This is a genomic window from Cupriavidus sp. 94F1 (genome assembly GCF_057798875.1).
In genome coordinates this window covers 226213-250950 of the sequence record NZ_JBYOJT010000004.1, presented here as the reverse complement: position 1 = coordinate 250950, position 24738 = coordinate 226213, and the positions used below count along the sequence as shown (strand labels likewise).

Here is a 24738-nt window from a genome sequence, read left to right as displayed (position 1 = left end):
GGTCAGTTCTGGCCGCTCGCCGGCTGGCGTGCGATGCGGGCCGCGTATTCGTCGTTGGCCCGCTGTTCGCGGCGCGTGGCGATCTGTTGTTCGCGCACTTCGGCACGCGTGATCAGCGTGTCGAAGGAATTCTGGCGGCGCTTCTGCTGTTGCCAGTTGGCGCGGCCGGCCAGCAGGTCGGCCTCGGCCTTGTCCAGCGCGGCGGTCTGCTGGCGGATGGCATGGTCCAGCGAGTCGAGAAAGCGCGAGAAATCCTGCCATCGGCTGGACGTCATGCCTTCGGCCGCAATGACCTGCATGCGCGCGCGGTACTCGTGACGGTACTCGGTCAGCGCGTGCAACTGCTGCTCGGCTTGCGTGCGCAGGCCCTGCAGCCGGCCCAGCTCGCGCGTGGCCTTGTCCGTATTGTCCTGGGCGATGTCGGCCAGGGTGTGGATCGGCGATGTCTTAGCCATGGTGGGTTGCTCCGATGGTCGCGTGCAGCTGGGCGATCGACACCTCGTAGTCGGCGCGCTCGTGGATGTCCTGCTGCAGGAATGCCTCCATGCGCGGATGCAGGCGGATCGCGAGGTCCAGCTCCGGATCGTTGCCGGGCACGTAGGCGCCCACGCTGATCAGGTCGCGATTGCGCTGGTAGCGCGACATCAACTGCTTGAATCGCCGCACGGAGGCAAATTGCGGCGGTTCGATCAAGGCGGTCATGGCACGGCTGATCGACGCTTCCACGTCGATGGCCGGATAGTGGCCTGCTTCGGCCAGGCTGCGCGACAGCACGATATGGCCGTCGAGAATGGCGCGCGCCGAATCGGCAATCGGGTCCTGCTGGTCGTCGCCTTCGGTCAGCACGGTATAGAAGGCGGTAATCGAGCCGCCGCCTTCGGGGCCGTTGCCGGTACGCTCGACCAGCGTCGGCAGCTTGGCGAACACCGAAGGCGGATAGCCCTTGGTGGCCGGCGGCTCGCCGATGGCCAGGGCGATCTCGCGCTGGGCCATCGCGTAACGGGTCAGCGAATCCATGATCAGCAGCACGTGCTGGCCCTTGTCGCGGAAATACTCTGCCAGGCGCGTCGCGTAGGCGGCGCCCTGCATGCGCAGCAGCGGCGAGCAATCGGCGGGCGCGGCCACCACCACCGATCGCTTGCGGCCTTCCTCGCCGAGGATGTTCTCGATGAATTCCTTCACTTCGCGGCCGCGTTCGCCGATCAGGCCAACCACGATCACGTCGGCGTTCGTGTAGCGGGCCATCATGCCCAGCAGCACGGACTTGCCCACGCCGGAGCCTGCGAACAGGCCCATGCGCTGGCCGCGGCCAACGGTCAGCATGCCGTTGATGGCGCGCACGCCGGTATCGAGCACCGTTTCGATCGGGGCACGCATCAGCGGGTTGATCTGCGCGCCCGACAGCGGCACTTCGCTGGCGGCGGTGATCGGGCCCAGCCCGTCAAGCGGACGTCCGGCCGCGTCCAGCACCCGGCCCAGCAGGCCATCGCCCACCGGCAGGCGCTTGGAGCCCGGCTCGCGCGGGGCGCTCACGCCCTTGGGCAGCGGCGACGGTTCCAGCGGATAGACGCGGGCGCCCGGCACCAGGCCGGCCACGTCGGATTGCGGCATCAGGTAGAGGCGATCGGCGCCAAAGCCCACGACTTCGGCTTCGGCCGTGCGCGGGCCGCCATGCGAATGCTGGCCGCCCGGCAGTTCGATCAGGCAGTCGCTGCCCACGGGCATGCGCAGACCCACGGCTTCCAGCACCAGGCCGGCGGCACGCGTCAGGCGGCCGCAGGCACGCTTGCTGTCGATCTCGGCGATGTTCGACGAAGCGGTGGCCAGCGCATCGCGCCAGCGGCCGGTATGGGCTGCAGCGGAGGCGGTGTCTGGCGCCGTGGCCTGGGGATCATGCATGCGGGGGCTCCCACGGATCGTTGCGGCCCAGAGCCTTGATCACGCGCTCCCAGCGCGTGGCCAGCGTGCCGTCGAGTTCGCCGCTGGCGGCGCTGGCGATGCAGCCGCCGCGCGCCACGGTGGCATCGGCGCGCACGGTCCAGCCGGCGGCTTCGAGTTCGCCCTTCAGGTGGGTTTCCACCAGCGTCACGTCTTCGGGGTTGAGCAGCAGGCAGGGCGCGCCGGACAGCGGCGGCTCGGCGTTGATCAGTTCGCGCGCGGCTGGCACCAGCGCGGCCGGATCGATTTCCATCGTCTTGCGCACCAGCTGGCGTGCCACGTCGAGCGCCAGCGAAATCAGCGCGTCGGAGATCTCCGTATCGACACGGCCCAGCGCGTCGCGGAAGTTGCCGGCCAGTTCGTGCAGGCGGGCGGCTTCGCTGCGGGCCGATTCCAGCCCGCGGGCATAGCCTTCGCGGTGGCCGTCGCCGTAGCCCTGGGTCTGGCCCTGGGTGTAGCCCTGTGCATAGCCTTCCTTGCGCGCGCCGTCGCGCATGGCGTCCAGCGCGGCAAAGTCGATCGGCGGCGGAGGCGGGGGCTCGACCGGCAACTGCGCGGCCAGCGCTTTCTTCAGGGCGTCGCGCGGGTCAAGCGATTCGGGCTGCCAGCGTTTCCAGGCGTCGCCGCCCAGGCTCGATCGCACGGGCGCCTCGAAACCCTGGAAGCCTTCGTCGCTGCGGTGGACATTGGTGAGTCCACCGGAGAGCCCGCCGGATGGCTTCTCCGAAAGGCCGCCGGCGCCCTGGGGCGCGCTGGGCGCGCCATAGAACCCGGGATCGCCGCGGCCCGGGCCGCGGCCTGCGGCAAAGCCGCGTTCAAACGTAGGCATCGTCGCCTCCGCCAATCTGGACTTCGCCGGCCTCGGCCAGGCGTCTCACCACCTGCAGGATGGCCTTCTGTTCGGCCTCGACCTGCGACACACGCACCGGACCCAGGGCTTCCAGGTCCTCGCGCAGCATTTCGCCGGCACGCGTCGACATGTTGCGGATGAACTTGTCGCGCAGTTCCTGCTGCGCGCCCTTGAGCGCGACGATAAGCGATTCGGTGGCCACTTCCTTGAGCACGCGCTGGATGCCGCGGTCGTCCACTTCCATCAGGTTCTCGAACAGGAACATCTCGTCGATGATCTTCTGCGCCAGGTCCGCATCGTGCGAACGCACGCCGTCGATCACCGCTTCCTCGTGGGCCGTGCTCATCAGGTTGATGATCTCGGCCGCCGTGCGGACACCGCCCATGCGGCTGCGCTTCAGGCTCTGGCCTGCCAGCAGCTTGGTCAGCACGTCGGTCAGTTCCTGCAGCGCGCCCGGCTGCACGCCGCCGAACGTGGCGATACGCAGCACCACGTCGTTGCGCAGGCGTTCGGTGAAGAAGCCCAGCACTTCGGACGACTTCTGGCGGTCCAGGTGGATCAGGATGGTGGCGATGATCTGCGGGTGTTCGTCCTTGATCAGTTCGGCCACCGTGTTGGCTTCCATCCAGTTCAGCGAATCGATGCCACCGCCCGGGTCGCGCGATTCCAGGATGTCCTCGATCACCGACAGCGCCCGTTCCTCGCCCAGCGCCTTGTTCAGCACGCTCTTGATGAACGAGCTCGAATCGACGTTCAGGGCCAGGTACTGCTCGGTCTCGCCGCGGAACTCGGCCAGCACCTCGGCCATTTCCTCGCGGGTCACGGCCGACAGGTTGGCCATGGCGGAGCCCAGCTGCTGCACTTCGCGCGGCGACAGGTGCTTGAACACCTCGGCGGCCGAATCCTCGCCCACCGCCATCATCAGGATGGCGCTCTTCTGCAGGCCCTTGTCGGCCGCTCCCTTGCTAGCGTTAGCCTTCGTCATTTGCCATCCAGGTCTTGATTACGCTGGCGACCAGGCGCGGGTCGCGTTGCGCGGCGTCACGCACCAGGGCGAGATCGCTTTCATATTTCGCGGCCAGGCGCAGCACTTCCGGATTGGTTTCCTCTTCCGGCGGCGGCAGCGCGGCTTCGGCTGCGGTGGCGTCCGTGGCCTCGGTGGTGGCAGGCAGGGCCGGCGTGGTGTACTTGCGCAGCACCGGACGCGCCACCTTGAACCACAGGAACATCGCCAGCAGGGCCAGCAGCAGGTAGCCGACACCGGTCTTGGCCAGGTCGATCATCTGCGGCTGCTTCCACAGCGGCAGTTCCGGTTCCGTCTTGTTGTCGGCCGTGAACGGGCTGTTGACCACGTTCAGCGAATCGCCGCGATCTGCCGAGAAGCCCATCGCTTCCTTGGTCAGGTTCTCGATCTGGGCCAGTTCCTTGGCGGACAGCGCCTCGGTGACCGGCTTGCCCTTGGCGTCGACCTTGCTGCGGTAGTTCACCACCACGGCCACCGACAGGCGCTTCACGCCGCCCGGCGCCTGCTGCACGTGGCGCACGGTACGGTCGAGCTCGTAGTTGGTGGTGGCGTCGCGGCGGTTGCTGCTCGGGCCGGTCTTTTCGGCGGTCTGCGTGGCCTGGTTCGGCTGTGCCTGGGCCGGCGGGTTCGGCTGGCCGGGCTGGCGCGGCGGCTGCGGCGTGGTGACCGGGGCCACGGCGGCGGCGGGCGGCTGGTTGGACAGCGCGCCGGGCACGCCACCCACGCCGGAACCACCCTGCTGGTTCGATTCGCTGGTCTGCTGGCTGCGGATGGCCGCCTTGGTCGGGTCCTGGTTCGGCTTGAAGCTCTCGTCGGTATGTTCGACCGACGAGAAGTCGATATCGGCCGTGACCTGGGCGTGGACGTTGTCCTTGCCGAGGATCGGGGCCAGGATCGATTCCACGCGCTTGACGTAGCTCTGTTCCACCTGCTGCACGAACTTGAGCTGGGTGGCGTCCATCGAACGGTCGCTGCTGCCGGACAGCAGGTTGCCGTGCTGGTCGACGATGGAGATCGATTTCGGGGTCAGTTCGGGCACGCTCGACGACACCAGGTGCGTGATCGCAGCCACCTGGCCTTCGTCAACGGCCCGGCCCGGGTAGAGCTGCAGCACCACCGACGCGGTGGGCTTCTGGCGTTCGCGCACGAACAGCGTGGGCTTGGGGATGGCCAGGTGCACGCGGGCCGACTGCACGGCGCCGATCGATTCGATCGAACGGGCCAACTCGCCTTCCAGGCCGCGCTGGTAGTTCACCTGCTCGGCAAACTGGCTGATGCCGAACTTCTGGTTGTCCATCAGTTCCATGCCCGTGGTACCGCTCTTGGGCAGGCCCTGGCTGGCCAGGCGCAGGCGCGTCTCGGCAACCTTGTCGGCCGGCACCATGACGGCGCCGCCGCCTTCGGCGAACTTGTACGGCACGTTCATCTGCTGCAGCGACTGGATCACTGCACCACCGTCGCGCTCGGACAGGTTGGTGTACAGCACCTTGTAGTCCGGCTGGCGCGACCACATGACGCCCACGGCAATGGCGGCAACCAGCGCCGCGCCGCCCAGCATCAGGGGCAGACGCGGATTGCCCTTGAGCTTTTCGACCAGGGCCGCGCCGTTCGGCAGGGTGGCGGCCGCGTTCATGCGCGCGTCTCCGGCTTGGCCGGGCATTCCCTGCCCTTACCACTCAGGCCTTCGCTGCCGTTAATCATCTCGGCACGGCTCACTTTACGCTGCTGAAAAAACACGCGCACTCCCCGCGTTAGTTGAATTCCATGGAGTCAGGCGGCGAGACAAGAAACGCGTCGATCCGCCAGATCCGGCACGGTAGCGATGATCGGGCAGACGGGCGAGGAACAATCGGCTGAATAGGCGATGTTTTTCCGCCGATTTCAGCCTTTGGAACGAGGCGGGCGGCCAGTACAGTGCGAGGGCTGAAACAGGATGGCGAGTAGTGTTTTCGTCACATTGATCCTGTCCCGACTGACCAACCTGTACGTGCCATGACCATTTCTTCCATCGAGGGCATGCTCCACCAACTGCGCGGCCTGGCGCAGGTGGCTGGCGGCGGAACCACCTCCCAGGCCGCGAATTCGGCTGCCACGGCTGGCTTTGCGGGCGAACTGCAACGCTCGCTGCAACGCCTGAACGCCACCCAGGAACGCGCCTACGGCCAGGCCGAGGCCTTTGAAGTGGGCAAGCCCGGCGTGTCGCTCAACGACGTGATGATCGACATGCAGAAGGCCAACATCTCGTTCCAGACCACCGTGCAGGTGCGTAACCGCCTGGCGGCTGCCTATCAGGAAATGATGAACATGCCGGTCTGACGTCCGGTATGCGACCGGCGCGCCACGGCGCGCCACGCACGAAAAGGCCATGCGCGCGAAAGCGGCATGGCCTTTATTGCTTTTTTGCCAAGCAGGAGGGTCCCGCCCGGGCGGGCAGGAGCACGGTTCAGACGCGGAAGTATTCCTCGGCCGCGCGCTCCCCGGCCGGCTTGCACACCAGGCCGCCGGCGTGCCCGGCATAGACCAGGCAGTTGCCGGGCGTTTCGCGGTTGAGCACGCTCACGCCCTGGGCCACCACCGAATTGTCGCGCACGTGGCTGCGGCCGATGATGGCCGTGTTCGGATACATCACCACGCCTTCGCCAATGACGGGCGCCACGCCGTGATTCTTGCCCACCGTGGAATTCTGGTACAGCACCAGGTAGTTGCCGTAGGTGGCCTTGGCCAGCACGATGCCCACCGAGTGGCCGATGAAGAACACCTCAGGCATTTCGATCTCGTAGAACAGGTCGATGGCGTTGAGGGCCTTGTTGAGCAGGAACAGCTTCGTGCATGCCTCGCCGTTGCGCTCCTGGCGCCAGATCGTATTGGCCAGGTAGTACAGGTACTGGCAATACTGCGACGAATGCAGGTAGTTGAACTGACCGGGGCGCCACATGCGCACCGCGTCGATGCAACGGCCGGTGCGGGCCAGCGCCTCGTCGATATGGCGCGACACCACGGGCAGCAGCGCATCGCCACGGCCGTCCGGCACCAGATTGGCCACCTGCGCGCAGGTATAGGCCGCGAGCGATTCGCGGGTCTGTCCGATCAGTTCCATGGGCGAACCCCTTCCAGGTAGCGTGCCACCACCGAACGCACGTCGCGCGGTGCCACGCCAAGCGCGCGCAGTGCCGCCGTGCTGCATGCCGCGGCCCGTTGCACCGGTGAGTGGCGTGCCAGGGCAATGTCCCAGCCGCCCGCGTTGAAAACCTCGGCCAGATCGCCGTTCGATACGTTCTCGCCGCTGGCGACATTGAAGATGCCGCCGGCGTGGCGCGTGGAAATGGCAACCAGCGCATCCACCACGTCATCGAGATGGATGTAGTCGCGCACGAAGCCGGAGTCGCTGTCGAGCCGGAACGTGCGCTCGGTGGCGGCGCGCATCAGCCATTCCGACAGGAATCCCGGCGACGCCGGCGCCCAGTCGAACACGCACGAAAGGCGGGCCACGGCGGTGCGGCCGGCTGCCACGGTCAGGCACAGGTTTTCGCCCAGTCCCTTCGAGAAGTCATACAGCGCGCGCGGATTGGCTGGCTGGAGCGTCAGGGCTGCCGCTTCATCGCCCACGGGCAGCTGGGACGTGTCGTAGAGACGGGTCGACGACAGGTACACAAGGTGCTCGTAGCGGTTGGCGCGCAGCACGTCGGCCAGCAACGTGACGTGCGCGGCCACCGTGTCGTAGGGCCGTGCGGCGTAGTCCGCGGTGAGCCCCGCGCAGTAGTAGACGTGCCCCAGGTCGCGGGTGAACAGCGCGCGGTCGCCGCGCGCCGGCACCCAGACCTCGTGGCCGGCACGCCGCAGCGTGTCGGCCAGGCGACGACCGACAAAGCCGGCGCCGCCGATTACCGTGCAACGCATTGCGATCCTCAGTTGGCCGGATGGTGCAGCGCCGGGTCACGGTGCCACAGCAGCTTGGGGCTGACGCCCGGCACGACGGCAAAGCCCTGACCTTGCAGCAGCGTCGGGTCCTTCACGGCCACCATGTTGAAGCCGTGCGCGGGGCCTTCCAGGTACACGTTGTCCACCGGCACCAGTTCCACCGGGCGGCCCTGCATGTCGACGTTCGAGTTGAAGTCGCGCACTGCGTACACGTGATAGCCATAGCCCTTGAGCAGCTGGATGATCTCGGCGTTCTCCAGGCCGCGGCTCCAGTCCACATAGTGGCGGTGCACTTCGAACACGAGGTTCGGCGCTTCGCCGGCAGGGCGTGCCAGTTGCTTCGCGGCGCCCTTGAAGACGTTCAGCTCCGCACCTTCGATGTCGAGCATGATCAGGCCGAGCTTGTCCAGGTTCTGCTCGGCGCAATAGTCATCGATCGTCACCGTCTTGAAGCTGTCGTCGCCGGCGGGGCCGGTGCTGTGCACGGCATGCGCGAACGAATCGTGGCCTTCCAGGCGCAGTTGCGTGGTGCTGTCCGACCACAGGCCCAGGCGCCAGCTGCGGATGTTCTCCACCTTGTTCAGCGCCGCGTTGTTGCGCAGCATGCCAAGCTGGTCGGCGTTGGGCTCGAAAGCGTGGCAAGTGCCGCCGGCACGGGCCAGCTGGCGGGCCATCAGGATCACCTGGTCGCCGAAGTAGGCGCCGCCCACCACGGCATGGCCGCCGCGCTCGCACAGCTTGACCAGTAGCTTGGTGGTCTGCGGTTCCCACACGTGGTCCGGTGCGGCCGGGGTGCTCATCAGGAAGTCGCGGGCGATCTTGGTCCGGTACAGGAACTCGAAGACCGTGCCGTCGGCCAGCGTCTTGCGCAGGCGCGAGGTCTCGTTGTACATCGCATCGACGATCGGGCCGGTGATGTCGTCGCGCACGCTGCCTTCGTAGGCGTCCAGGTCCTGCTCGATGCTCTTGCACAGGGCAATGACCTTGTCTCGGGCGGCAGCGCTGCCGCCCACCGTGCGCAATGCGTCGGAAAGCTTCTGCAAATGTTCAGTCGTCATGGGTGGCTCCGCTAGGGGGTAGTCAGTGTTCAGGGTGAAAGTTGGGGTTGCGCGGCCAGTTCGGCCAGCGTGGGCAAGGCGAGGTCCTTGGCGGAGATCAGGCGATCCGCGCAACCGGGCCAGGCAATGCCGATGGCGGGATCGTCCCAGCGCACGCCGGCACTGCTGCCGGGCGCGAACGGCACCGTCATCTGGTAAAACACCTCGGACAGCGGCGTCATGGTCTGGAAGCCATGCGCCACGCCTTTCGGAATAAAGATCGCCCGCTGTGCCTCGGCATCGAGCACCACGGCCTGCCATTGCAGGTACGTGGGCGACTCGGGGCGCAGGTCCAGGATCACGTCATGGACCGCGCCGGTGGTCACGCGCACGAGCTTGTCTTCGGCGTGCGGCCCGCGCTGGAAGTGCATGCCGCGCAGGATGCCCGCCCGCGTGTTGCGCGACACGCTCTGCTGCACGAAATGCGCATCGATGCCGTGGGCCGCGAACGCGTCCACGCAGACCGTGCGCGCGAAGAAGCCACGGTCGTCGGCCAGTGGTTCCGGGTCGACGATCCAGGCACCGGCGATGCGGGCAGGCGTGAAGATCACGGCAGCACCACGGTTTCGGGGATGGCCACCACGAAGCGGCCGCCCCAGGCCCGGATGCCGGCCATCTGCGCCGTTACCTCGTCCTTGATGTTCCAGGGCAGGATCAGCAGGTAGTCCGGCTTGCGGCTGTCGATGATCTCGGGCGCGAACACGGGGATGCGCGAACCGGGCAGCAGCTTGTCCTGCTTGGCGGGGTTGCGGTCCACCACGTACTCCACCAGGTCGGCATCGATGCCGCAGTAGTTCAGCAGCGTGTTGCCTTTGGCGGCCGCGCCATACGCGGCCACCCGCTTGCCTTGGCGGCGTGCGTCGATCAGGAAGGCCAGCAGGTCGATGCGCGCCCGGCGCACGCCCTCGGCGAATGCCGTGTAGCGCGCGGTGGCGTTCAGGCCGCCACGCGTTTCCTCGTCCAGGCAGGCCTGCACGGCCGCCGTGGTGTCGTGCTTCGCATGCTGGTGGCACGCAAACAGGCGCAGGCTGCCGCCGTGCGTGGGCAGGTGCTCGATGTCGAATACGCGCAGGCCGGCACGCGCCAGGATCGGCACCAGGGCGGTCAGCGACAGGTACGAATAGTGCTCGTGGTACAGCGTGTCGAACTGGTTTTGCTCCAGCAGGCGCAGCAGGTGCGGGAACTCCAGCGTCACCACGCCTTCGGGCTTGAGTACCCGCGGCATGCCGCCGACGAAGTCATTGATGTCGGGTACATGGGCCAGCACGTTGTTGCCCAGCAGCAGGTCCACCTGCCAGCCTTCCACGCTCAGCGCACGGGCGGTGCGCTCGCCGAAGAACAGTTCGCGGCTGTCGATGCCCTTGGCGCGGGCGGCGGCACCGGTGTTGGCCGATGGCTCGATGCCCAGGCAGGGCACGCCGTTCTGGTGGAAATACTGCAGCAGGTAGCCGTCATTGCTTGCGATCTCCATCACACGGCTTTGCGGTCCCAGCCCGAAGCGGGCGGTCATCGACTCGACATAGCGGCGCGCGTGGTCGAGCCACGAGGTGGAGAACGACGAGAAGTACACGTAATCGTCGTGGAAATGGGTCTCGGCCGGCGTGGCGTCGCGCAACTGCACCAGCCAGCAGCTGTCGCAAACCATCGCGTGCAGCGGATAGAACATCTCGCCCTGGGCGATGTTCTCGGGCCTGATGAAGGCGTTGGAGACCGGTGACAGGCCGAGGTCCACCATGGTGTGCGTCAGCGGCGCGCCACAGGCGCGGCAGTTCGCGGGGTGAGCGTTGGGTTGAGCGGTCATGCGCAGAATTGGCCGATTTGTCGTTCAGTGATGGCGCGCGCCTGGGTCGGGTCCATCTGGACGGTGCGATACCAGCTGGCCGTGGCGGCCAGCGCCTCTCGCAGCGTCCAGCGTGGCATCCAGCCCAGTTCGGTGCGGGCGCGCGCGGCGTCGAGATACAGGTTGCGCGCCTCGTGGGGCGCGGCGCCCGGCGGGGGGCAGTGTTTCCAGTCGAGTTCCGGCCAATGCGACTGCAGGCCGGCCAGCACGGTGGCGACCGGCAGGTTGTCGCGCGGCTCGGGCCCGAAATTGAAAGCGTCGGCCATGGCGGCGTCGCCATCGAGCAGGCGGCTGCCCAGGCGCAGGTAGCCGTGCAGGGCTTCCAGCACGTGTTGCCACGGGCGGGTGGCCTGCGGGCTGCGGATCTCCAGCGTGCCTCCGGCCGCGGCCGCACGCGCGGCGTCGGGGATCAGGCGGTCTTCGGACCAGTCGCCGCCGCCGATCACGTTGCCCGCGCGCGCCGTCGCCAGCAGCACGCCACGTTCGGCCAGAAATGCCTTGCGATAGCTGGCGGCCACCAGTTCGGTGCCGGCCTTGCTGGCACTGTAGGGATCATGACCGCCGAGCGGGTCGGTCTCGCGGTAGCCCCAGAGCCATTCCTTGTTGTCGTAGCACTTGTCGGTCGTGACCACGATCACGGCGCGCACCGACGCGCACGCGCGCACGGCGTCCAGCACGTTGACGGTGCCCATGACGTTGGTCGACCACGTCTGCGCTGGATCGCGATAGCTGGCGCGCACCAGTGGCTGGGCGGCCAGGTGCAGCACGATCTCGGGCTGCGCGTCCTGCATGGCCCGCGCGAGCGTGGCGGCGTCACGGATATCGGCAACGGTATGGCGCACCAGCGCCGCGCGCACGTCGGCGGCATCGAACAGGCTCGGCTCGGTGTTCGGCGCCAGCGCGTAGCCGCTCACCTGCGCGTCGAAGCGCGCCAGCAGCAGGGCCAGCCAGGCGCCCTTGAAGCCGGTGTGGCCTGTGACAAAGACGCGCCGGCCGCGATAGGCCGCGAACACGCCGGCGGGGTTGCCGGCCGTTACCAGATCTTCCACGGTGCCTTGCCCGATTGCCACAGGTCCTCCAGCAGGTTCTTCTCGCGCAGCGTGTCCATCGGCTGCCAGAAGCCGGTGTGTTCGAAGGCGGCCATCTGGCCGCTGCGGGCCAGTTCGCGCATCGGGGCCTCTTCCCACGACATGCTGTCGTCCTCGATCAAGTCGATCACTTCGGGCTGCAGCACGAAAAATCCGCCATTGATCCAGGCGCCGTCGCCACGCGGTTTCTCGGTGAAGCCGCTGACCAGTTCGCTGTCGCCACGTTCCAGCGCGCCATAGCGGCCCGGCGGCTGCACGGCGGCGACGGTGGCGCGGCGGCCGTGCGAGCGGTGGAACGCAATTTCGCGGCTGATGTCGATGTCGGAAACGCCGTCGCCGTAGGTAAAGCAGAATGCCTCGCCCGGCGTCAGGTATTCGCGCACGCGGCGCAGGCGGCCCCCGGTCATCGATTCCTCGCCGGTGTCCACCAGCGTCACGCTCCACGGCTCCGCCTTGCGATGGTGCACGGCCATGCGGTTCTCGCGCATGTCGAACGTCACGTCCGACATGTGCAGGAAGTAGTTGGCGAAGTATTCCTTGATGACGTAGCCCTTGTAGCCCAGGCAGATCACGAACTCGTTCACGCCATGCGCCGAGTACATCTTCATGATGTGCCACAGGATCGGCTTGCCGCCGATCTCGATCATCGGCTTCGGGCGCAGGTGCGATTCTTCAGAGATCCGGGTGCCAAGGCCACCGGCCAGGATGACGGCTTTCATGCGGTTACCTCTGCTTCTGCGGTGGCGGGTTCGGCGACGGGCAGATCCAGCGAAATGCCGAGCACTTCGAAGGCGTTGGGCGGCGGCGAGGCTTCCAGCGCGGCCATCGTCAGGCCGAACTGTTCCTGCAGCAGCGCCGCCAGGCCGGACTTGTCGAGCTGCTGCTCGTCGAGCCACGCGGCCAGCTTGCGGTACAGCGGCAGCGCGTAGGGGCGCATGCCGATGGCTTCCACCAGCAGTTCGATCGCCGTGTCCGGCGCGCCGTTGTGGTACTTGTACTCGGCCAGGCCATAGGCCACGGCCCAGTGGCGATACCAGGTCGATGTCAGGTTTTCCAGCACGTTGTGCACGGCCTGCCATTCGCCCAGGTGGATGTGGGCGGCCACCGACATCAGCAACGTTTCGGCCGGATACCACTGGCCGTTGAAGTAGATGCCCGACTGGCGCGGCTCGGTGCGTGGCGCCACCGGCTTGGTCTCGCTGCACATCTCGGCCAGCTGGTCCTCGAACCACGCGGCAAAGCGCGGGGCGTCAAACATTTCGCTGCTTTCGGCGCGCGGGCGGATCGACTGGCGGATGATGTCGAGCTGCTGCACGTCGGCCGCCAGCGCGCAGGCCACTTCCACGTAGCGTTCCTCGGTGTCGCAGATCAGTTCGTCCAGGCCGGCGGCGTGCAGGAATGGCGCCGACACGCGCTGGTGGAACGTCCCCCCGGCGAAGCTCACCACGGGCACGCCCATCCAGATGGCATCGCAGGTCGTGGTGCCGCCCGTGACCGGTGCGGTGTCGAGTGCGATGTCTATCCGGTGATAGGTCACGTACTGGTTGTTGCCGTCGCGGTTGATCAGCTCCACGCGCGAGGTGTCGATGCCGTAGGCGGCCATGCGTTCGTACAGCATCTCGCGGACGCCGTCCTTGTCGCAGCCGGCTGCTTCCACCAGCATCCGGGAGTTCGGGCAGCGCGCCAGCACGGCGCTCCACAGCCGCATGGTCTTGGGACCGAGCTTGGCGATGGTGTTGCACGAGCCGAAGGTGATATAGCCGTTGGCGAGCGCCGGCGTCGGCTGCACGCGGTAGCGGGCGTCGTAAATGTTCAGCGGGTTGGTGACGATCGGGTGGAATGCACTGAACACCGGCGCACGCAGCAGCTTTTCGGTGTAGTTGTGGTCGAAGCCTTCGGGGTCGGCCGTCCAGTCCGTCACCCGGTACTCGATCTGCGCCATGCCCGTGGTGCCGGGGTAGCCGAGCCAGGTGAGCTGCTTCGGCGCCAGACGCTGCACCATGTAGGTCAGCGGCGACGCGCCGGTGTAGCCGCCAAGGTCGATCATCACGTCGCACCGCTGGGCACGCACCGCCTTGACGACTTCGGCCTCGGACATCTTGAAGAGGCTGTGGAAGCCTTCGGCGTAGACGCGGATCTTCTTCGTGATGTTGTCGTTGACGTTCGACAGCGAGAACAGGTGCACCTCGAAGCGGGTGCGGTCCAGGTTGGCGATCAGCGGGATCAGGAAGTATGCGCAGGCGTGGCGGCGCAGGTCGTTCGACAGGATGCCGATCCGGATGCGCTCGCCTTCGCTGGGCTGCATTTCCGGGCCGTCGATTTTCGTGCGAGCCAGTGTCTGCGCCCAGTCCGTGGCCTCGCGGCGCAATTCCTCGGCGCCGATGGTTTCGTCATAGAGCAGCGAGAACAGCAGGTTCGACCGGTTCACGCGCTGCGTGGGATCGAGGGCGCAAGCGTGGCGAAAGACCGGGATCGCTTCGATCGTGCTGCCCGATTCGCGCAATGCCGCCGCGTAGTTGCCAACCGCGACCGGGTCGTTGGGCAGCAGCGCCGCGGCCTTTTCGCCCGCCAGACGCGCTTCGAAATAGTCGCCGTTGTAGAAGCTGGCCGTGCCCAGCGTCTGCCAGAGATGGCCCGACGCGGGCTGCAGTTCAAGACTGCGCTTCAGCAGCGGGATGCCCTTTTCGTAGTGCTCCAGCTGGACTTCGAGCGCGCCGCACAAGCCCAGGAAGCCCGAGTGGTTCGGAAAGCGGCGCACCCCCGCCTCGGCCAGGCGCAGTGCCTCTTCGTTGTGGTTCAGGCCCGAAAGCGCCAGCGATTCGAGGTAATAGCCATCGGGCATGGTCCCGGAAATGCGCTTGGCGGCCCGCGCGTGCTTCAGGGCTTCCGCATACTTGTTGGCGTTGTAGGCATTCCAGGCGTGCTGGATCATCCGCTGCGCGGGACCCATCGAAACGTTCTTGTTCATGGCGTTGTGTGCGAAGGCGCGGTGTCGACCCGTGCGAAACGGACGGGCTGATCGATGCCTGCACAGTAACAAGGGACGTTCTGCGCCAGCGGCCGGAACACGGGCCGAAATTGGCGCTATTTCAAGCAGGGCGCCGCAGGGGTGCCGTTTGCGGCGCCCGGCGTGGCGTGGCGGATGGCACGAAAATGGGGCTCAGCGCAGGGCGGGAATGCCCTCGGCGGCGCCGACGTCCGAACCGTCCATCCGGTGCAGCCACGCCAGCAGTTCGGCCACGGCCACATAGAGCTGCGGCGGGATCTGGCTGTCCAGATCCACCTGCATCAGCAGGTTGACCAGCGCCGGGGACCCGTGCACGTAGACGCCGGCGTCGCGGGCGCGGGCGATGATGGCCTCGGCGGACATGCCGTAGCCCTTGGCCACCACGCGCGGCGCGTTGTCGTGGGTCTGGTAGGAAAGCGCGACGGCGGCGCCGCGATCGGACGGGTGGTCGCTCATGCTGGCAGGGCGATGACGGTGGGCGTGGACGGGCCGTCCTGGGTCGACACATTCATGTTTAGCAGCGAGATGCCGCGCGCCTCCAGCTGGGTACGAAAGTCCGCGCGGCCCTGGATCAGGCGTTCGGCGGCATCCCGATCGGCGGCAACGAAGCGGGCCTCCAGCCCCTGCGCGCCCAGCGTCAGTACCGCATCGACGCTGCCCAGTGCCTGCAGGTTCAGCCGCAGGCGGGTGCTCCAGGTAGCTGGCTCGGCCGAAGCGCCACCCGCCTCGCGGTCGTGCTCGCGCGTGATTTCCCAGTCGACGGGCATGCCGGGCCACGCGTCGATCGTGGCGCGGAACTGTTGCGAGGCCAGCAGTTCCAGCTGCTGGCGCACCACGCCCTCGCTGGACGGATGAATGGGCGGGCCGGGATCGGGCTGCGCCTGGGCGGCCGCGGTGCTGCCGTCGGGCGCATTCCAGCTGGCGACGATAGCGGCACGCTGGGCCTGTGCGGCGTGGTGGCCCTCGTGCGAGATCTCGGCCGTGACCTGATAGGCGTGCGCGGCGGCGGATGCATGCGCGGCCAGGCGCTGCTCGGCGGCGGCGCTCTGCGGCGTCTGCGGTCCCGTCGCGGTATTGGACAGGTTCGGTGCCGTCTCGGCCGCGTGCGGGTGGCCGTGCGAACCATGGGCCGGCACGCCGGTAGATAACGGATAGATGACCGGGCGTGTCAGTTCGGCCAGGATCGTCGCGCTGGGCGGGGGCAGGGCGCTGGGTGCGGCCGGACCGCCATAGGGCAGCAAGGCGGCAGGTGCCGGCGCGGCGGGCGAGCCCGCTGCCGGCTGGCCTTGCGGCGGTGCAGTCTGGCTCTGGGCCGGATTGCGCAACGCGGCCTGCGGTTCCTGCAGCAGCGTGGACAAGGGGCGCTGGCCCATCACCCATTGCGTCAGATGCGATTCATAGAACAGTCCGCTCTGGTCGACAAAGCGCGCCAGCGCGCTGGCCAGGTCCTGCGTGGCGCCCGGCTCGCCTGAAGGCGATGTGGCCAGCAGCGGCGAATTCGCACGCGCCGGTACGGCATCGCCGGCTTCGAACAGATCGAGGATCGCCTTGGCGGCAAAGCTCAGCGTCTCGCGCGTGGAAGTGGTCTGCCCGGCCAGGCGCGGATCGGTGCCGCCCGGCATCAGCGCGTTCGGCTGGCGGGCCTGGGCGGTCTCGCCGGTCGACGACTGCACGTCGCCTTGCGACACCTCCTGCACGGGTATCAGCGCGGCGAGCTTGTCGATGGCCAGCGCGGGACGCGATAGCTGCGGGTCGGGTGCCTGATGCGGAATCAGGCTGGTAGGAATCTGGATGCCGGTCATGGACGCGTGTCAGCGATGGTAGCGGATGCGATACGCGTCGCGCCGTTCCCGCCGTCAGCCGGTGGGCGCGTGCTTCAGAGGGCGCCGTAGGCGGCGGTCAGTTCGAGCTTGCGGCGCGAGTTGTTGAGCAGGTTGCCCAGTTCGGCCAGGCGCGGCATGGTCAGGTCGCGGATGCGGGCATCGTAGGCCAGGATGCGTTCCAGCAGCTGGAAGCGGCGCAGGCGCTCGTTGTCGGTGAACGGCACGCTGTGGTCGAGCAGGCGCAGGCGATCCACTTCGGCCATATAGACCTTCTGCAGATCGGTCAGCGCATCCCAGTTCGACGCGCGTGCGGCGTCGAGCATCTGCTCGGAGAGCACCAGGAGCTCTTCGTAGCTGCGAACGATGGGGGACATGGCAAACATCATCAGTTGTCCTGCAAAACGGGGGGTGATGCCACGGCGGGCTCTGCCGGCGTGGCGTCTGCGGGGGCGGCCGGATCGATGGCGGCCCATGCCGAGGACAGGTTCTCGAGCAGGGCGTCCACCTCGGACAGCATGTCGGCGTCGCTGTGCAGGTTGGCCAGCATCAGGCGGCGCGTCATGTATTCATACAGCGATTCGAGATTGGCGGAGACTTCGCCGCCCACCTCGTGGTCCAGCACCGCGCGCAGGCCGTTGTCGATGATGTTGATGGCCTTGGAGATCGCATTGCCGCGCGCTTCGAGCTCGCCGTTTTCCAGATGGAACTTTGCCCGGGCGATGGCCGATCGTGCGCCGTCGTACAGCATCACGATCAGCTTGTGCGGACTGGCACTCATCACCCCGGTCTGGACCCCGACCTGGGCATAGGCGTTGATACCTTGGCGCGCGAACATTGAGAAACTCCGTGTGGTTACTTCTTGCTGCTGGACGTCAGGGCCGAGAACTGCTGCGTCAGGTAGCTGCTGGTCTGGTTCATCTGCGAGACCAGCAGGTCAAGCTGTGTGAACTGGGCGCGGTAGCGGTCCATGGTGGCGGTGATCCGGGTCTGCGTTGCGCTGTACTTGGTTTCCAGGTCTTTCAGCGTCGTCGTCAGGCTGTCGGTGGCTGCGCTGAGCGCGCCGCCGGTGGCGTTCAGACCGTCGATATAGCTGGTGATGGTCTTGCCCATGCCCGTCGAGCCGCTGGTGCCCGAGAAGAAGGCGGTCATGCCGGTGAGGTTGTTGGCGATGGCCTTCGTCAGCTTGTCGTCGTTCACCTTCAGCGAGCCCGAGTTCGAGCTGTCCAGGCTGAATTCGACACCCATGTCGGACAGCGTGACCATGCCGCCCTTGCCGTCCGACATCGGGGTGGTCAGCATCGCGCGCATCTGCGTCTGGATGTTGCGCAGCGTGCTGTCGCCGTTCAGGGCGCCCTTGCTGCCGGAGGACGTATCGAAGGCCGTCAGCGTCTTGGCGGCCGACAGCACGTTGTTGTAGGCAGTGACAAAGCCCTGGACGGCGTTCTTGATCGACGCGTCGTCGCGCGTCACGCTCATGCTGGTGGTGCCGGTGCCAGTCAGCGTCAGGGTCACGCCCTGCGCCGCTTCGGACACGGTGTTGGTCTGGCTGGTGATGTCGATGCCGTTGATCGTCAGCGCGGCGTCGGCAGCCTTGACCTTCTCCTGCATGCCGCTCGGCTGCGTGGCCACGGCCGGATCGTAGCCGACGATGTCGTTCACGGCGCTGTTGTCCGCGGAGACGCGCATCTGCGACTGCGTGCCGGTCTTGTCCGACGTCAGTACCAGGTGGTAGGGCGTGCCGCTGCCGTCATTGATGATGCTGGCCGTCACGCCGATGCCGGCCTTGTTGATCGAGTCCCGAATGCCTTGCAGCGAAGTGTCCGAGCCGATCGTCACGGTCTTGGTGCTGGTCGGCGTGCCGCCGGTGGCCAGGTTGGCGCCGAAGTCGATCGTGATCGTGCCGGCGCCGACTGCGGCGGTCTGGTCCGCCACCTGCTTCGACACCAGGCTCTGGGCCTGGGCCAGCGAGGTCACGTTGATGTTGTAGTTGCCCGCCACGGCGTTGGTGCCAGTGGTGGCGGACAGCACGCTGCTGTTGCCGACCGCCGCCTTCACGGCGCCGAACGTCGATGCGGTGGCCAGCGTCTTGGCTGCGGCCGAGTAGGCGTCCAGCACGCTCTTGATGGTGCCGTAGCCGCTCAGCTGCGACTGGTAGCTGGTGGCCTCGGTGTTGATCTGGTCGAGCGCGGTGTTCTCGTTCGTTTGGATCTTGTCGAGCAGGTCCTGCAACTGCAGATTGGAGCCGATGCCGATGGAGGAGATTCCGGACATGTTTTTCTACCTGTTGTTATCGCTTCAACTGATGGGGCTTGCGGTGAATCAGACGGCGTGGCTGACGAACAGCCCCTGGAGCTTGTCGATGGCGCGCGCGAAGCGCAGCACCTCCTCGCTGGGCAACTGGCGAATCAGGTCGCCGGTTTCCTTGTCCACGACCTTGGTGATGACGCGGTGGGTGGTGTCGTCGATCTCGAACCGCAGGCCGATCGACGTGGTCTTGAGCACGTCGACGAGTTCTTCCACGGCGGCTGCCATGTTGCCGGGGGTATTGCCCGAGCCGGCATGGCTGCCGGTGTCCTGGGCTGCGGCGGCCGGGCGCACGGCGTCGGCGGCGGTGGCCGGCACGGCGGGTGCCGGGCTGACAGCCACGGGTTCGGCGGTGATGCGTGCCGGCATGGATACGGGGGTGGAAGATGCCATGGTCAGCTCCGTCCGGTAGGGCAGGAAAAACTCTACGGTTGAAATGCTTTGCAGGCAGTGGTCTGCCTGCAAAACACTCCGGCAAAAAAACCGGGCCTTGCGGCCCGGTTTCTTGCGGCGCGGCGATTAACGCAGCAGCGACAGCACGTTTTGCGTGGTCTGGTTCGCTTGCGACAGCACCGACGTACCAGCTTGTTGCAGGATCTGCGCGCGGGTCATGTTCGACACTTCCGTTGCGTAGTCAGCGTCTTCGATGCGCGAACGCGAAGCCGACAGGTTGTTCACCGTCGTGCTCAGGTTGTTGATCGTCGATTCGAAGCGGTTCTGCACAGCACCCAGGCTCGAGCGCAGGTTGTCAACCGTTGCCAGGGCCTTGTCCAGCGTGGCCAGCGGGTTGGTCGTGGCCGGTTGCTGGAAGTCCGAAGCTTGCAGCGACGAACCGGTCAGCGTGAAGCCGGCGGTCTGGCCGTTGATCGATGCGTCGGTCGGCTTGACGGCGATGTACATCGTGGCGGACGTGGCGGTACCGTTGCCAGCGAAGCCCTTCGACGACAGAGCGGCGTCGTCGGCGGCGGTCAGGCCGGTCATGCTCACTTGCACGAACCAGTTGCCGTTCGAGTCAGCCACCACGTTCTGTGCGTTCACGGCAGCCGAGGTGTTCAGGCCCAGAGCGCGCTGGATGTCGGCGGCGGAGACGCCGGTTGCCGAAGCGCCGGTCACCGGCGTGGCCGAGCCCAGAGCAGCTTGAGCAGCGGCCGAACCGATCGAAGCCGTTGCGCCTTGCGGGCCGGCGACGCTGAAGCCAGCAACGCCCAGGGTAGCGGACGTGATTTGCTTCAGGGCGATCGAAATCGTTTCGCTGTCGTTGGCGCCAACCTGGATCGACATGTTCTGGTTCTTGGCCAGAACCTTCACGCCGTTGAACTGGGTTTGAGCCGACACGCGGTCGATTTCCGACAGACGCTGCTTGATTTCGTCCTGGATCGACTTCAGGTCCGACGACGAGTTCGTGCCGTTGGCGGCTTGCACCGACAGTTCACGCACACGTTGCAGGTTGTTGTTGACTTCGCTCAGCGCGCCTTCGGTCGTTTGAGCGATCGAGATACCGTCGTTGGCGTTACGCGAAGCTTGCGTCAGGCCCTTGATGTTGGCGGTGAAGCGGTTGGCGATGGCTTGACCAGCAGCATCGTCCTTGGCGCTGTTGATGCGCAGGCCCGACGACAGACGTTGGATCGCGCTGTTCAGCGACGATTGCGACGTGTTCAGGTTGCTCTGCGTTTGCAGCGACAGAATGTTGGTGTTGATGACTTGCGCCATGGTACGACTCCTATTTGCAATGTTTTAGGCATTCCGGCGGGTGCCGTAACGTTGGCTGCCTGCAGTGCAGGGCGTAGAGTGCCTCCGTTGCAAAGGTTATCGACCGTGGGTGAGAAGACTTTAGAGTGACTTTTGCGCGTGTTGCGGGCGTAGGCCGATCTGGTGTATGGCGGCTGCCCTGCCCGCCATTGGGCCCGTTGTGGCCCGCTATATATATAGAGGCGGAGGCGATGCCGCCGGCGGCGGCCAGCCCCGCGGTGGGCCGGGCGGTCAGCGGCGCTTGCGGGTACGCGGAATGAAGATCCGCACGAAATCCGGCGATACGTCGGCGTCCAGCATCGCCACGGCGTCGGTCGACGCGTGGGCGGGGGTTACCACCGTGATGGCGCGCTTGTAGATCAATGTCGGGGTGGGATCCTCGGCGGTCCGCCCGAGCAGGATCATGTAATTGTCCGACGCCAGCACGATGCCATTGAGCCGCGTGCCATTCGACAGATGCACGACCACCGCGGCACGGCTGGCGCTGTGCGCGGCGAACTGCAACTGCTGCAGCTTTCTGCTGGGTCTGGGAGCCTTGATTTCCTTCTTCACAACTTCTCCGGAAGAGCCCGCGAGGGTTCTGGCGGCTGACAACGGTCCGATTACCAGGGACTTTGCGTGCCGTCGCACTAAAAGTGACGGTTACTGCAGCCTGATCGCGGCGAGAATTGAAACATTCGCTCTCGGAACCGGTGCAGGGACACGACGACATGATTGCGGCGGACAGGCGTTCGAGCAAAGTGATGCACGCTGCCCTGCTACCCGGTGGGGTCGTCTCTGCCAGGAGAGAAGGGGAATACTTCAGGCGGGAGAGTAACAAAGTTTTACAAGCGTTGACGAACCCCCTGCGGGGCTGGGCCTAGAGGATTTGCTCTACTTATTTAGTTGCCGCACTTTTGTGATTCGTGTAGCACATATCGATTCGCTGCGAGTCTGTCAGGCCAGCGCATTCTCCACAACCCGCGCCAGCTAAAGGTTTCCGGGAAGCGTCCGTTATTCATCGATAAGTCTAAAAGTGTCCTAGTGCATCACTTTTGGCATACGAGTGATGCACGCGTTACACCCGCCATCAGGGGAATCCCTGATAGAAACGCGATTTACACCTCATGTAAGCAGGTTTATATTCGCGGTTCGGGACCGGGTACAGCCGGTCCCTTCATAGCAGTCCTGAAAGCCTACGAGCACCCCGCGCGTGGGCTTCTTTTTTTTGAGCCCGCATCCTTCGAAGCCATCCGCCGTTTCCGGCGTTGTGCCTCGCCCGTCCATTTGCGACGGGATCGAAGTGCCTGAGGCAGATTAGACGCCATGCGCTGCGCCCCCAATTTGTGGAAGAGCAGCGACTTTTCCCCCCATTTCATTTATTCGCTCAAGTGCAGCGTTCGGCCCGCCGTTACCGTGCCGTGCGACGCCCCGCCTCGGGCGGACGCAGCGCGTACAAATACAACCCGACAGACGAAAGGTACGAAGTCATGGGCTTGCGGAAAATGGGGATCGGCGCGCGGATGTCGCTGGCATTCGCCGTGGTGGTGCTGCTGCTGGCCGTGGTGGCCACGGTAGGCGTGAGGGCGCTGGGCGGCATGAACGACGCGATGCACCAGGCCGTGGAACAACGGCTGTTGCGCGTGCTGGATCTGAAGCTGGCCAAGGAACGGGTGCTGGCGATCGGCATCCTGGTGCGCGACACCGCCCTGACCGAAGACCCGGCGCTGGCGGAGCAGAACGCCGAGAAGATCGGCAAGATCCGGGAACAGGTCAGCGCCACGCTCGAAGACCTGGGCAAGGTCATGCGGGCTTCACCCAGCGCCGATTCCAGTGCCAGGTTCGAGCAACTGATGCAGGTGCGCGCCAACTACAACGGCCAGCTCGACCTCGTCATGCAGCAACTGCGTGGCGGCGCCTTCGATGGCGCCCGTGCTGGACTGGTGGTGACCCTGCCGGCGGCCCAGGCGGCGTACTTCGACAGTCTCGATGCCGCCGCCGAACTGGGCCGCAAGATGGCCATGGCGGCGGTCGACGAGGCCTCGGCGCAGTATGTCTTCACGCGCAACGTGCTGATCGGCATGTCGGCGGTGGCTGCCGTCATCGCCGCACTGCTTGGCATCGGGCTGGCGCGTTCGGTGACGCGTCCCGCTCACCAGGCGCTGGATGCGGCCGAGGCGCTGGCGCAGGGCCAGCTTGGCCACGCGATCCAGGTGCGCAGCCACGACGAAATGGGCCGCATGCTCGGCGCACTGGAACGTGCCTTCGGGCAGCTGGGCACGCTGGTGCGTGGCATCCAGCAGGCAGCCGGTTCAATCGACACCGCCGCCCGCGAAATCGCCAGTGGCAACACCGACCTGTCGCAGCGTACCGAAGAGCAGGCGGCCTCGCTGGAGCAGACCGCTGCATCGATGGAACAGCTGACATCGACCGTGCGCCAGAACGCCGAGAACGCGCGGCAGGCCAACCAGCTTGCCGTCAACGCTTCCGAAGTGGCCACCGAAGGCGGCCGCGCGGTGCGCAGCGTGGTGGATACGATGGACGGGATCTCGAAGTCGTCGGCCCGCGTGTCGGAAATCATCGGCGTGATCGAGGGCATTGCATTCCAGACCAATATCCTGGCGCTGAACGCGGCCGTGGAAGCCGCTCGCGCCGGCGAGCAGGGCCGGGGCTTCAGCGTGGTGGCGGCCGAAGTCCGCAGCCTGGCCCAGCGGTCGTCGTCGGCGGCCAAGGAAATCGGCGAACTGATCAATGGGTCCGTGCGCCAGGTGCAGGACGGTGCCAAACAGGTGGAGGCGGCCGGCAAGACGATGGACGACATCGTGACCGCCGTACGCCGCGTGACCGACATCATGGGCGAGATCTCGTCGGCCAGCGAAGAGCAGACCGCCGGTATCGAACAGGTGAGCCTGGCGATTACCCAGATGGAAAGCGTGACGCAGCAGAACGCCGCGCTGGTGGAAGAAGCCAGTGCTGCGGCCGAAAGCCTGCTGCAGCAGGCCGGCGGCCTGGTGACCGAGGTGGCGCGGTTCGACTTGGGGCAGGGCGGCATTGCAACCGCCGAGCCCTTTGCGCGGCAGCCGGCAACGCCGCGCGCGGCCGCGATGGCGGTCGCCAGGCCTGCGCGCGCCATGGCTGCAAAGCCCGCCCGGGCATTGCCCGCGCCCGCCGCCGAGCCGGTGAAGCGGGCCTTGCCGGTCAAGCCAGCCAAGCCGGTCCAGCCGGCCAGGCCGGCCCCGGTGGCTGCACAGGCGCCGGTGACGGCGCGGGCGCCGACCCGCGTGGCCGCCGTGCCCGCCGCGACGCGGCCGCCCGTGCAGCGCAAGGCCAAGGCCGAACCGGTGCTGTCGCGCCACGGCGCCAGGCCGGCCGCGCCGCGCTCGCCAGTGACGCATCAGCGCAAGGAACCCGTGCTGGCCACGCCCGCCCGCCGTCGGCCCGCCGCCGCGCCGACCCCGGCCACGGCCGATACCGGCGACTGGGAGACGTTTTAACGCTGGTGGTTGCGCAGCGAGGCGGCGCCAGACGCGGCGCCGTCTGCTTGCGTGGCCACGTCCCATGGCTGCCATTGCATGACTGCCATCCCGGCCAGCACCAGTCCCACCCCGGCCAGGCGCATCCAGGTGACGGGCCGGCTGGGCAGCCCCACCAGCCCCAGGTGATCGATCAGCAGCGAAGCCAGCACCTGGCCGGCCACGACGCCGACGATGAAGTTCGCGGTGCCCACACGGGGCGCCAGGATCAGCGCGGCCGTAATGTAGATCACGCCGAACACGCCGCCGATCCACTGCCACCACGGCCCGTGCAGGGCGCCGGCCAGCGCCGGCGGTGGCGCCCGCATGCCCCACAGCACCGGCAGTACCACCAGCAAGCTCAGTAGCAGCGACAGCACCGTGGCCCACAGCGGATGGCCGAGCGAGCGGCCCAGCGTGGCATTGGTGCCGGCCTGGAACGGGATCATGGCGCCGGCAAGCAGCGCGATGCCCATCGGCATCCAGGTGGATGCCAGCGGCGTGGCCAAAGGTGCCGTCATGTAAAGTCTCCGGTTCAAGAACGAAGCACCCATGGTGCCCGCGGCTGGGCCGCCAGGGAAATTCGCAATCCTTACCTGAGACATTCGC

The 24738-nt window shown here is 66.7% G+C and carries 24 protein-coding genes; 2 read left to right on the top strand and 22 right to left on the bottom strand.

Going from position 1 to position 24738, the window contains the following annotated elements; translation table 11 throughout:
• Positions 1-2 precede the first annotated feature (2 nt).
• Genes fliJ through fliF form a run of 5 tightly spaced genes read right to left on the bottom strand, consistent with a single transcriptional unit; the run spans position 3 to position 5445 of the window.
• Positions 3-455, bottom strand: a complete 453-nt coding sequence (fliJ, locus tag AC3FJ6_RS12040; RefSeq protein ID WP_488772066.1) for a flagellar export protein FliJ — start codon at positions 453-455, stop codon at positions 3-5.
• Entirely contained in the window at positions 448-1899 is a 1452-nt protein-coding gene (gene fliI / locus AC3FJ6_RS12035) for a flagellar protein export ATPase FliI (RefSeq protein WP_488772065.1), read from the bottom strand. The genes fliJ and fliI overlap by 8 nt, the downstream gene beginning before the upstream one ends.
• Positions 1892-2767, bottom strand: a complete 876-nt coding sequence (gene fliH, locus AC3FJ6_RS12030; protein WP_488772064.1) for a flagellar assembly protein FliH — start codon at positions 2765-2767, stop codon at positions 1892-1894. Before fliH ends, fliI begins: the two co-directional genes overlap by 8 nt.
• Positions 2754-3773: a flagellar motor switch protein FliG gene (gene fliG, locus AC3FJ6_RS12025; protein WP_153945877.1), complete on the bottom strand. Its 1020-nt coding sequence runs from the start codon at positions 3771-3773 to the stop codon at positions 2754-2756. Before fliG ends, fliH begins: the two co-directional genes overlap by 14 nt.
• Positions 3760-5445, bottom strand: a complete 1686-nt coding sequence (gene fliF / locus AC3FJ6_RS12020) for a flagellar basal-body MS-ring/collar protein FliF (protein WP_400394287.1) — start codon at positions 5443-5445, stop codon at positions 3760-3762. Before fliF ends, fliG begins: the two co-directional genes overlap by 14 nt.
• A 359-nt stretch (positions 5446-5804) precedes the next feature.
• Here fliF and fliE point away from each other — a divergent pair, with 359 nt between their 5' ends.
• Positions 5805-6128: a flagellar hook-basal body complex protein FliE gene (gene fliE / locus AC3FJ6_RS12015; RefSeq protein WP_400394289.1), complete on the top strand. Its 324-nt coding sequence runs from the start codon at positions 5805-5807 to the stop codon at positions 6126-6128.
• 127 nt (positions 6129-6255) lie between these two features.
• Here the strand turns inward: fliE and AC3FJ6_RS12010 are convergent, their stop codons facing one another.
• From AC3FJ6_RS12010 to AC3FJ6_RS11935, 16 genes are all read right to left on the bottom strand, one after another.
• Entirely contained in the window at positions 6256-6909 is a 654-nt protein-coding gene (locus AC3FJ6_RS12010; RefSeq protein ID WP_488772063.1) for an LbetaH domain-containing protein, read from the bottom strand.
• Positions 6900-7709 carry an NAD-dependent epimerase/dehydratase family protein gene (locus tag AC3FJ6_RS12005; RefSeq protein ID WP_488772062.1) on the bottom strand — a complete coding sequence of 270 codons (810 nt, stop codon included), beginning with the start codon at positions 7707-7709 and terminating at the stop codon, positions 6900-6902. Before AC3FJ6_RS12005 ends, AC3FJ6_RS12010 begins: the two co-directional genes overlap by 10 nt.
• A gap of 8 nt (positions 7710-7717) precedes the next feature.
• The gene (locus tag AC3FJ6_RS12000) at positions 7718-8788 is read right to left on the bottom strand and encodes an FkbM family methyltransferase (RefSeq protein WP_488772061.1); all 1071 of its coding nucleotides are present in this window, start codon (positions 8786-8788) and stop codon (positions 7718-7720) included.
• 29 nt (positions 8789-8817) lie between these two features.
• Positions 8818-9378, bottom strand: coding sequence for a dTDP-4-dehydrorhamnose 3,5-epimerase (gene rfbC, locus AC3FJ6_RS11995; RefSeq protein ID WP_488772060.1), 561 nt, complete (start codon positions 9376-9378; stop codon positions 8818-8820).
• Positions 9375-10628, bottom strand: coding sequence for a methyltransferase domain-containing protein (locus tag AC3FJ6_RS11990; RefSeq protein ID WP_488772059.1), 1254 nt, complete (start codon positions 10626-10628; stop codon positions 9375-9377). Before AC3FJ6_RS11990 ends, rfbC begins: the two co-directional genes overlap by 4 nt.
• Positions 10625-11680 carry a CDP-glucose 4,6-dehydratase gene (rfbG, locus tag AC3FJ6_RS11985; protein ID WP_488772374.1) on the bottom strand — a complete coding sequence of 352 codons (1056 nt, stop codon included), beginning with the start codon at positions 11678-11680 and terminating at the stop codon, positions 10625-10627. Before rfbG ends, AC3FJ6_RS11990 begins: the two co-directional genes overlap by 4 nt.
• Before the next feature lie 20 nt (positions 11681-11700).
• Positions 11701-12474 carry a glucose-1-phosphate cytidylyltransferase gene (gene rfbF, locus AC3FJ6_RS11980; RefSeq protein WP_488772058.1) on the bottom strand — a complete coding sequence of 258 codons (774 nt, stop codon included), beginning with the start codon at positions 12472-12474 and terminating at the stop codon, positions 11701-11703.
• Positions 12471-14723, bottom strand: coding sequence for an O-linked N-acetylglucosamine transferase, SPINDLY family protein (locus AC3FJ6_RS11975; protein ID WP_488772057.1), 2253 nt, complete (start codon positions 14721-14723; stop codon positions 12471-12473). Before AC3FJ6_RS11975 ends, rfbF begins: the two co-directional genes overlap by 4 nt.
• A 192-nt stretch (positions 14724-14915) precedes the next feature.
• Entirely contained in the window at positions 14916-15218 is a 303-nt protein-coding gene (locus tag AC3FJ6_RS11970) for an EscU/YscU/HrcU family type III secretion system export apparatus switch protein (RefSeq protein ID WP_488772056.1), read from the bottom strand.
• Entirely contained in the window at positions 15215-16564 is a 1350-nt protein-coding gene (fliK, locus tag AC3FJ6_RS11965) for a flagellar hook-length control protein FliK (protein WP_488772055.1), read from the bottom strand. Before fliK ends, AC3FJ6_RS11970 begins: the two co-directional genes overlap by 4 nt.
• A 74-nt stretch (positions 16565-16638) precedes the next feature.
• The gene (locus tag AC3FJ6_RS11960) at positions 16639-16968 is read right to left on the bottom strand and encodes a flagellar protein FliT (RefSeq protein ID WP_488772373.1); all 330 of its coding nucleotides are present in this window, start codon (positions 16966-16968) and stop codon (positions 16639-16641) included.
• Between the two features lie 2 nt (positions 16969-16970).
• Positions 16971-17420, bottom strand: a complete 450-nt coding sequence (gene fliS / locus AC3FJ6_RS11955; RefSeq protein ID WP_487522346.1) for a flagellar export chaperone FliS — start codon at positions 17418-17420, stop codon at positions 16971-16973.
• A 17-nt stretch (positions 17421-17437) separates the two neighbouring features.
• Complete coding sequence (gene fliD / locus AC3FJ6_RS11950) at positions 17438-18856, bottom strand: flagellar filament capping protein FliD (RefSeq protein WP_488772053.1); 1419 nt, start codon at positions 18854-18856, stop codon at positions 17438-17440.
• 48 nt (positions 18857-18904) lie between these two features.
• Positions 18905-19282 carry a flagellar protein FlaG gene (locus AC3FJ6_RS11945; protein WP_488772052.1) on the bottom strand — a complete coding sequence of 126 codons (378 nt, stop codon included), beginning with the start codon at positions 19280-19282 and terminating at the stop codon, positions 18905-18907.
• A 126-nt stretch (positions 19283-19408) separates the two neighbouring features.
• Positions 19409-20599, bottom strand: coding sequence for a FliC/FljB family flagellin (locus AC3FJ6_RS11940; protein ID WP_488772051.1), 1191 nt, complete (start codon positions 20597-20599; stop codon positions 19409-19411).
• 270 nt (positions 20600-20869) lie between these two features.
• The gene (locus AC3FJ6_RS11935) at positions 20870-21190 is read right to left on the bottom strand and encodes an RNA chaperone Hfq (protein WP_092599433.1); all 321 of its coding nucleotides are present in this window, start codon (positions 21188-21190) and stop codon (positions 20870-20872) included.
• Between the two features lie 917 nt (positions 21191-22107).
• Between AC3FJ6_RS11935 and AC3FJ6_RS11930 the strand changes: the two genes are divergently transcribed.
• Positions 22108-24111 (top strand): methyl-accepting chemotaxis protein, encoded by a 2004-nt coding sequence (locus AC3FJ6_RS11930; RefSeq protein WP_488772050.1) that lies wholly within the window; start codon positions 22108-22110, stop codon positions 24109-24111.
• Here the strand turns inward: AC3FJ6_RS11930 and AC3FJ6_RS11925 are convergent.
• On the bottom strand, positions 24108-24650 hold the full coding sequence (locus AC3FJ6_RS11925) for a DMT family transporter (RefSeq protein ID WP_488772049.1): 543 nt from the start codon (positions 24648-24650) through the stop codon (positions 24108-24110). The genes AC3FJ6_RS11930 and AC3FJ6_RS11925 overlap by 4 nt on opposite strands.
• Positions 24651-24738: the final 88 nt, after the last annotated feature.

What these genes read in the sequence shown, in the direction of transcription:
- fliJ (WP_488772066.1), bottom strand. Translation starts at nt 455, where the DNA reads ATGGCTAAGACATCGCCGATCCACACCCTGGCCGACATCGCCCAGGAC.
- fliI (WP_488772065.1), bottom strand. Translation starts at nt 1,899, where the DNA reads ATGCATGATCCCCAGGCCACGGCGCCAGACACCGCCTCCGCTGCAGCC.
- fliH (WP_488772064.1), bottom strand. Translation starts at nt 2,767, where the DNA reads ATGCCTACGTTTGAACGCGGCTTTGCCGCAGGCCGCGGCCCGGGCCGC.
- fliG (WP_153945877.1), bottom strand. Translation starts at nt 3,773, where the DNA reads ATGACGAAGGCTAACGCTAGCAAGGGAGCGGCCGACAAGGGCCTGCAG.
- fliF (WP_400394287.1), bottom strand. Translation starts at nt 5,445, where the DNA reads ATGAACGCGGCCGCCACCCTGCCGAACGGCGCGGCCCTGGTCGAAAAG.
- fliE (WP_400394289.1), top strand. Translation starts at nt 5,805, where the DNA reads ATGACCATTTCTTCCATCGAGGGCATGCTCCACCAACTGCGCGGCCTG.
- AC3FJ6_RS12010 (WP_488772063.1), bottom strand. Translation starts at nt 6,909, where the DNA reads ATGGAACTGATCGGACAGACCCGCGAATCGCTCGCGGCCTATACCTGC.
- AC3FJ6_RS12005 (WP_488772062.1), bottom strand. Translation starts at nt 7,709, where the DNA reads ATGCGTTGCACGGTAATCGGCGGCGCCGGCTTTGTCGGTCGTCGCCTG.
- AC3FJ6_RS12000 (WP_488772061.1), bottom strand. Translation starts at nt 8,788, where the DNA reads ATGACGACTGAACATTTGCAGAAGCTTTCCGACGCATTGCGCACGGTG.
- AC3FJ6_RS11990 (WP_488772059.1), bottom strand. Translation starts at nt 10,628, where the DNA reads ATGACCGCTCAACCCAACGCTCACCCCGCGAACTGCCGCGCCTGTGGC.
- rfbF (WP_488772058.1), bottom strand. Translation starts at nt 12,474, where the DNA reads ATGAAAGCCGTCATCCTGGCCGGTGGCCTTGGCACCCGGATCTCTGAA.
- AC3FJ6_RS11975 (WP_488772057.1), bottom strand. Translation starts at nt 14,723, where the DNA reads ATGAACAAGAACGTTTCGATGGGTCCCGCGCAGCGGATGATCCAGCAC.
- AC3FJ6_RS11970 (WP_488772056.1), bottom strand. Translation starts at nt 15,218, where the DNA reads ATGAGCGACCACCCGTCCGATCGCGGCGCCGCCGTCGCGCTTTCCTAC.
- fliK (WP_488772055.1), bottom strand. Translation starts at nt 16,564, where the DNA reads ATGACCGGCATCCAGATTCCTACCAGCCTGATTCCGCATCAGGCACCC.
- AC3FJ6_RS11960 (WP_488772373.1), bottom strand. Translation starts at nt 16,968, where the DNA reads ATGTTTGCCATGTCCCCCATCGTTCGCAGCTACGAAGAGCTCCTGGTG.
- fliS (WP_487522346.1), bottom strand. Translation starts at nt 17,420, where the DNA reads ATGTTCGCGCGCCAAGGTATCAACGCCTATGCCCAGGTCGGGGTCCAG.
- fliD (WP_488772053.1), bottom strand. Translation starts at nt 18,856, where the DNA reads ATGTCCGGAATCTCCTCCATCGGCATCGGCTCCAATCTGCAGTTGCAG.
- AC3FJ6_RS11945 (WP_488772052.1), bottom strand. Translation starts at nt 19,282, where the DNA reads ATGGCATCTTCCACCCCCGTATCCATGCCGGCACGCATCACCGCCGAA.
- AC3FJ6_RS11940 (WP_488772051.1), bottom strand. Translation starts at nt 20,599, where the DNA reads ATGGCGCAAGTCATCAACACCAACATTCTGTCGCTGCAAACGCAGAGC.
- AC3FJ6_RS11930 (WP_488772050.1), top strand. Translation starts at nt 22,108, where the DNA reads ATGGGCTTGCGGAAAATGGGGATCGGCGCGCGGATGTCGCTGGCATTC.
- AC3FJ6_RS11925 (WP_488772049.1), bottom strand. Translation starts at nt 24,650, where the DNA reads ATGACGGCACCTTTGGCCACGCCGCTGGCATCCACCTGGATGCCGATG.